This is a genomic window from Streptomyces incanus, from assembly GCF_042656345.1.
Lineage (GTDB): Bacteria > Actinomycetota > Actinomycetes > Streptomycetales > Streptomycetaceae > Streptomyces > Streptomyces incanus.
In genome coordinates this window covers 17,026-23,779 of record NZ_JBHSPC010000135.1, presented here as the reverse complement: position 1 = coordinate 23,779, position 6,754 = coordinate 17,026, and the positions used below count along the sequence as shown (strand labels likewise).

Annotated in this window: 3 protein-coding genes; 2 read left to right on the top strand and 1 reads right to left on the bottom strand. The window is 72.6% G+C overall.

The annotated features are described in order from the left end of the window. Positions 1-389 precede the first annotated feature (389 nt). Positions 390-1,826, top strand: coding sequence for a maltokinase N-terminal cap-like domain-containing protein (locus tag ACFP2V_RS34190; RefSeq protein ID WP_381219176.1), 1,437 nt, complete (start codon positions 390-392; stop codon positions 1,824-1,826). Positions 1,827-1,858: 32 nt separating this feature from the next. Then, the gene (glgB, locus tag ACFP2V_RS34185; protein WP_381219174.1) at positions 1,859-4,345 is read left to right on the top strand and encodes a 1,4-alpha-glucan branching enzyme; all 2,487 of its coding nucleotides are present in this window, start codon (positions 1,859-1,861) and stop codon (positions 4,343-4,345) included. A 10-nt stretch (positions 4,346-4,355) separates the two neighbouring features. On the opposite strand, the gene ACFP2V_RS34180 is transcribed toward glgB, so the two are convergent. Beyond that, complete coding sequence (locus ACFP2V_RS34180; RefSeq protein WP_381219180.1) at positions 4,356-6,677, bottom strand: HelD family protein; 2,322 nt, start codon at positions 6,675-6,677, stop codon at positions 4,356-4,358. Between the last annotated feature and the right edge of the window lie 77 nt (positions 6,678-6,754).

Here is a 6,754-nt window from a genome sequence, read left to right as displayed (position 1 = left end):
GTGGGCGAACTCCCCTACCTGCTGACCCTGGCGGGGCACGGCTTCTACTGGTTCCGGCTGCGACGGGAGCACGGTGCGTAGCGATGCGGTCACGCCGCCCTGGCGACAGGACCCGAGCCCGCCATGGGGGCACCTCCCAGGCCGTTCAGGCACTGGGGGAGGGCGGCTCGGTCATCAACTGCGCGCGCTTGTCGCGTGAAACCCTTCCGAGCGATCGGCAAGGGCACGCTCCCGCTTCGGGCAGCGTGAACACCCATGGTTCCGGCTCCGCATCCGCCGGCATGACCTCAGGCCACCATCTGGGCGGGACGGTTTCCTCCGTCCCGCCCTGGGCACCCTTCACGCAACCCAACGCTCCTCCGCACCCGACGCGGAAAGGACGCGACGCCATGTCGGAAGCCGTCACACGCACCGTCACGAGTCCGCCAGACCTCCTTGCGTCACTTGGCCCACTACTGCGGGACTGGCTGCCGCGGCAACGCTGGTTCGCGGGCAAGGGGCGTCCGGTCACCGGATTCTCACTGGTCGCTGCCACCGAGCTGCTCCCGGCCGACGCCCGCATCGGCCTCTACCACGTACTGGTGCGCGCCCACCAGCAGCTCGTTCAGGCCCCGGGCGCGCCCGAGGAGCCCGGCGACTGCTACCAGCTCCTCATAGGCGTGCGCGAGGCGCTGCCGCCCCGGCTGGCGCCCGCGCTGATCGGGCACGTGCGCGAGGGCCCGCTCGCCGGACGGACGGTCTACGAGGCCCTGCACGACGCCCGGCCCGCCGAACTGCTCCTGGAGGCCCTGCGCAGCCGGGCCCGGATCGGCGGGCTGCGCTTCGAGCGGGACCCGGGGCAGGAGATCCGGCCCGGTCTGGTGCCGCGTCTGATGACGGTCGAGCAGTCGAACTCGTCCGTCGTCTACGGAGATACGTTCATTCTGAAGCTGCTGCGCCGGATCGTGCCCGGGATCAACCCCGACCTGGAGCTGCCGCTGGCGCTGGCCCGCGAGGGCTGCCCGCGGGTGCCACCGCCCACGGCGTGGCTGGTCGCGGATCCGGATCCGGCCGATCCCGGCGAGCCCCATGTGCTGGGCGTGCTCCAGCCGTTCGTGCAGGGTGCGACGGACGGGTGGGAGCTGGCGCTGCGGGAGCTGGCCAAGGGCGAGGACTTCGTCGCCGAGGCGCGGGCGCTGGGGCGGGCCACCGCCGAGGTGCACACCGCGCTGGCCCGCGCGCTGCCCACGGTCACCCTGGGCCACAGCCGGCTGCGGGCCATGACCGCCGGCATGGCCGAGCGACTGGCGGCGGCCGTCCGGGCGGTGCCCGCGCTGCGGCCGTACGCGACCGGTCTCGGCTCGGCGTACACCGCGCTGGCCGACCTGGCCGCCGAAGGACAGACCTGGACCGGCCAGCGGGTGCACGGCGATCTGCATCTCGGCCAGTGCCTGCGGTCCCCGGCCGGCGGCCCCTCCCACGCTTTCGGCAGTGGGGGAGAGTGGGCGCTGATCGACTTCGAGGGCGAACCGGCCCGGCCGCTCGCCGAGCGGCGGATGCCGCAGCCCGTGGTCCGGGACGTGGCCGCCATGCTGCGGTCCTTCGACTACGCGGCCCGCTCCGCGGACCCGCCGCAGCCGGACTGGGCCGAGCGCTGCCGGGCGGCGTACTGCTCCGGCTACGCGGAGGCCGCGGGCACGGATCCGCGCACCGATCCCGTGATGCTGCGCGCGTACGAGACGGACAAGGCCGTCTACGAGGTGCTGTACGAGGCCCGGCACCGGCCCGAGTGGCTTCCGGTCCCATTGGCGGCGGTGCGCAGACTCGCCGGACCCGACCAGACCTGACCCACCCGACCTTCCCTCAGGAGGCTCCGTCCGTGACCCCCCGCCCCGAGTCCAGCGGTTCGCATCCGGAGCAGCCGGCCGAGCAGCGGCCTGCCGAGCCGCCGACGACCGCACGGAAGAAGAAGCCCGCTACGGCCAAGGCGGCCCAGGCGATACCCGAGAAGGGCGCCACGAAGAAGGGTGCCGTGAAGAAGGAGGTGGCGAAGAAGGGGACTCCGAAGCAGAGAGCCCTGAAGCAGCGCAAGGCGAAGCAGGCCAAGACCGTTCAGGTGCGGGCCTCCGGGGCGCACCCGGCACCCGGGCGGCTCGCCCCGCCGGATGCGGAGCTCGCGGTCTCCCCCGCTCTCGGCCCCGCCGACCGGGAGCGGTTGCTGGACGGCACGCATCACGACCCGCACGCGGTGCTGGGCGCGCACCCGGTGCCCGGCGGGGTCGTCTTCCGGGCGTTCAAGCCGTACGCCCTGGCCGTCACCGTGGTCTCCGGGGGCCTCACCGTCGAACTGCACGACGACGGGGGCGGGTTCTTCTCGGCGCTGCTGCCGCTGCGGGAGGTCCCGGCGTACCGGCTACTCGTGGCGTACGAGGGGACGGTGCAGGAGGTCGAGGACGCGTACCGGCTGCTGCCCACGCTCGGCGAACTGGATCTGCATCTGATCGGCGAGGGGCGGCACGAGGAGCTGTGGACGGCGCTCGGCGCGCATCCCATGACCCATCAGGGGGTGACCGGCACCCGGTTCGCGGTGTGGGCGCCGAACGCGCGCGGGGTGCGGGTGGCGGGCGGCTTCAACTTCTGGGACGGCGCCGGGCACCCCATGCGGTCGCTGGGCTCCTGTGGGGTGTGGGAGCTGTTCGTGCCGGGGGTCGGTGAGGGCGAGCTGTACAAGTTCGACATCACCCGGCCCGACGGTTCGAAGACCCTGCGCGCCGACCCGATGGCGCGGCGCACGGAGGTCCCGCCGGCCACCTCGTCCGTCGTCACGTCCTCGCGGTACGCGTGGGGGGACGCCGAGTGGCTGGAGCGTCGCGCCGAAGTGCCCGCGCACGAGGCGCCGTTCTCGGTGTACGAGGTGCACCTGCCCTCATGGCGACCAGGCCTGACGTATCGTCAACTGGCGGAGCAACTGCCCGCGTACGTCAAGGATCTCGGTTTCACACACGTCGAGTTGATGCCGGTCGCCGAGCATCCCTTCGGTGGCTCCTGGGGCTATCAGGTCACCGGTTTCTACGCGCCCACGGCCCGCCTCGGCTCCCCGGACGACTTCCGGTACCTGGTGGACGCGCTGCACCGGGCCGGGATCGGGGTGCTGATGGACTGGGTGCCGGCGCACTTCCCGCGGGACGAGTGGGCGCTGGCCGAGTTCGACGGCCGGCCGCTGTACGAGCACGCGGATCCGCTGCGGGCGGCCCATCCCGACTGGGGGACCCTGGAGTTCGACTTCGGGCGGCGCGAGGTACGCAACTTCCTGGTCGCCAACGCCGTGTACTGGTGCGAGGAGTTCCACATCGACGGGCTGCGCGTGGACGCCGTCGCCTCGATGCTCTACCTCGACTACTCGCGCGAGCCCGGCCGGTGGACGCCGAACGAGCGCGGCGGCCGGGAGAACCTGGACGCGGTGGCGTTCCTCCAGGAGATGAACGCCACGGTGTACCGCAGGGTGCCCGGCGTAGTGACGGTCGCGGAGGAGTCCACGGCCTGGGACGGCGTCACCCGGGCCACCCATCACGAGGGCCCGGGCGGTTTCGGCGGCCTGGGGTTCGGCCTGAAGTGGAACATGGGCTGGATGCACGACTCGCTGCAGTACATGAGCCACGAGCCGGTCCACCGCGCTTACCACCACCACGAGATGACGTTCTCGACGGTGTACGCCTACAGCGAGAACTACGTGCTGCCGATCTCCCACGACGAGGTCGTGCACGGCAAGCGGTCGCTGGTGTCGAAGATGCCCGGAGACTGGTGGCAGCAGCGCGCCGATCTGCGCGCCTATCTCGGCTTCATGTGGGCCCATCCCGGTAAGCAACTGCTGTTCATGGGGCAGGAGTTCGCGCAGGGCGCCGAGTGGTCCGAGCAGCACGGCCCGGACTGGTGGCTGCTGGACCCGGCCTATGGCGCGGAGGCCGACCACCGCGGGGTGCGCGACCTGGTGCGCGACCTGAACACCGTGTACGCGCACACCCCGGCGCTGTGGCGGCTGGACACCGAACCCTCCGGTTTCCGGTGGGTGGCCGGGGACGCGGCCGAGGACAACGTACTCGCGTTCCTGCGGTACGACCGGGACGGCACCCCGCTGCTCGCGGTGTCCCACTTCGCCCCCGTGGTCCGGCACGACCACCTGATCGGTGTCCCGGGCGACGTGCCCGCCTGGCACGAGGTCCTGAACACCGACGCGGCCCGCTACGGCGGCGGCGACGTCACCAACCCCGACCCGGTCAAGCCGGAGCCGCAGGGGCGGCACGGGTTCCCGGCGGGCATCCGGCTGACCCTGCCGCCCCTGGCGACGGTCTGGCTGCGCCCGGCCTGACCGGCGGGCGCTACGCCAGGGCGTCGGCCAGCGGCTTCGGCAGCGGTTCGGTGTGCAGGACGCCGAGCCGCTGGGTGGCACGGGTCAGCGCCACGTACAGGTCGCTGGTGCCGTAGCGCCCCGGTTCGGCCACGAGGACGGAGTCGAACTCCAGGCCCTTGGCCTGCCGCGGATCGAGCAGCACGACCCCCTGCGTCAGGTCCGGTTCCGCGCCCGCCGTGACCCCGTCCAGCCGGGCGGCCAGGGCGCGGTGCAGGTCGCGCGGGGCGATGACGGCGAGCCGGCCCGGCGGGGTGCCGTCCGGTCCGGGCGCGTCCCGGGGTCCCGGGGACCCCGCGGTGAGTTCCGCGACGGCCTCGGCGACGGCGTCGGGCAGGTCGTCGGTGGCGCGGGCCCAGGGGCGTACGCCGGTGGAGCGGACCGAGCCGGGCGGCTCGAAGCCGGGGTGCTCGGCGCGCACCACGGCCGCCGCGACGTCCATGATCTCGGCCGGGGTGCGGTAGTTGACGCCGAGCCGGGTGTGCTCCCAGCGGTCCTCGACGTACGGGGCGAGGATGTCTTCCCAGGAGCCGACACCGCCCGCCTCCGACGTCTGCGCCGGGTCGCCGACCAGGGTCATCGAGCGGGTCGGGCTGCGCCGCATCAGCAGCCTCCAGGCCATCGGCGACAGTTCCTGTGCCTCGTCGACGATGATGTGGCCGAACGCCCAGGTGCGGTCGGCGGCGGCCCGTTCGGCGGCGCTGCGGTGGTCCTCCTCCTCGTGCCGCTCGGCGAAGCGCTCCGCGTCGATGATGTCGTGCGCGGACAGCACCTCGGAGGATTCGGGGTCGCCCTCCTCCTTGTCCTCGAACTCGAAGGTCCGCGACGCGTACGACACGTCCAGGACGCCCTGGGCGTACGCGATCCGCGTCCGCCGCTCCCGGTCGGCCCGCTCGCGCACCCACCGGTCGTCCTCGCCGAGGAGTTCGGCGGCCTCGTCGAGCAGCGGCACGTCGGCGACGGTCCAGCGCCGGGTCACCGGGCGGCGTACGGCGGCGGCGTCCTCGGCCGGCAGGAACTCCTCGGGTGCGGCGAGGAAGTCGGCGATCAGCCGCTGCGGGGTGATCCGGGGCCACAACCGGTCGACGGCGGACCACACCTCGGGGTTCTCGGCGAGCTCGTCGCGGATCTGGGTGATGTCGCTGGGGTCGAGCAGATTGCTGCCGTCGTACGGGTCGGTGCCGATGCGTTCGGCGACCATGTCGGTGAGCGCGTTGAGGATGTGGCCCTCGAAGTACTCGCGGGACGCGTTGTGCGGCAGCTTGGCGGCGCGGGTGCGTTCGCGGGCGACCCGCGCCAGGCCGTCGTCCAGCATGAGGATCTCGCGGTCGTGCTCGATGGTGAGCACCGGGTCGGGCAGCGCCTGCCGGCTGCGGACGACCTCGGCGAGGACGTCCGCCATGGCGGCCCGGCCCTTCACGGCGGCGGCCTCGGGGGTGTCTGCCCGGGTGGCCTTCACCCCGGGGAACAGCTCGCCGACGGTCGCGAGCAGCACCCCGGTCTCGCCGAGGCTGGGCAGCACCTCGCCGATGTAGCCGAGGAACGCCGGGTTGGGGCCGACGATCAGGACGGCGCGGCGGGCCAGCAGCTCGCGGTGCTCGTAGAGGAGGTAGGCGGCGCGGTGCAGGGCCACGGCGGTCTTGCCGGTACCGGGGCCGCCCTCGACCACCAGTACGCCGCGGTGCGGGGCGCGGATGATGCGGTCCTGGTCGGCCTGGATGGTGCGGACGATGTCGCCCATGCGGCCGGTGCGGGCGGAGGTGAGCGCGGCGAGCAGCACGGCGTCGCCGGTCGGGTCCTCGTGGCCGGTACGGGTCTTGTCACCGAGGTCGAGGATCTCGTCGTGCAGGGCGGTGACCGTGCGCCCCTCGGAGGTGATGTGCCGGCGGCGCCTCAGCCCCATCGGGGTGTGGCCGGTGGCCAGGTAGAACGGGCGGGCGACGTCGGCGCGCCAGTCGATGAGGACGGGGGTGCGCTCGGCGTCGTCGGCGCGCAGGCCGATCCGGCCGATGTGGTGGGTGTCGCCACAGGAGAGATCGATCCGGCCGAAGCACAGCGAACCGTCCACCGCGTTCAGCGCCGCGAGCAGTCCGGACCGCTCGGCGACGAGGATGTCCCGCTCCAGCCTGGCCTGCAGGGGCGTGTTGCCCTGCCCGAGCGCGTCCGTGAGGGACACCTCGGTGTCACCGCGCAGGGCGTCCACGCGTGCGTACAGTCCGTCGATGAATTCCTGTTCCTGCCGGAATTCACGGTCCGGATATTCGCTGTTTGACAATTCGGCTCCCGCCCGGATATACTGTGCTCACTGAACTTCTTTGCGACTCAATCTTATTGAAGTCGCGAGTCAATGAATATACGCAAAGGAAACCC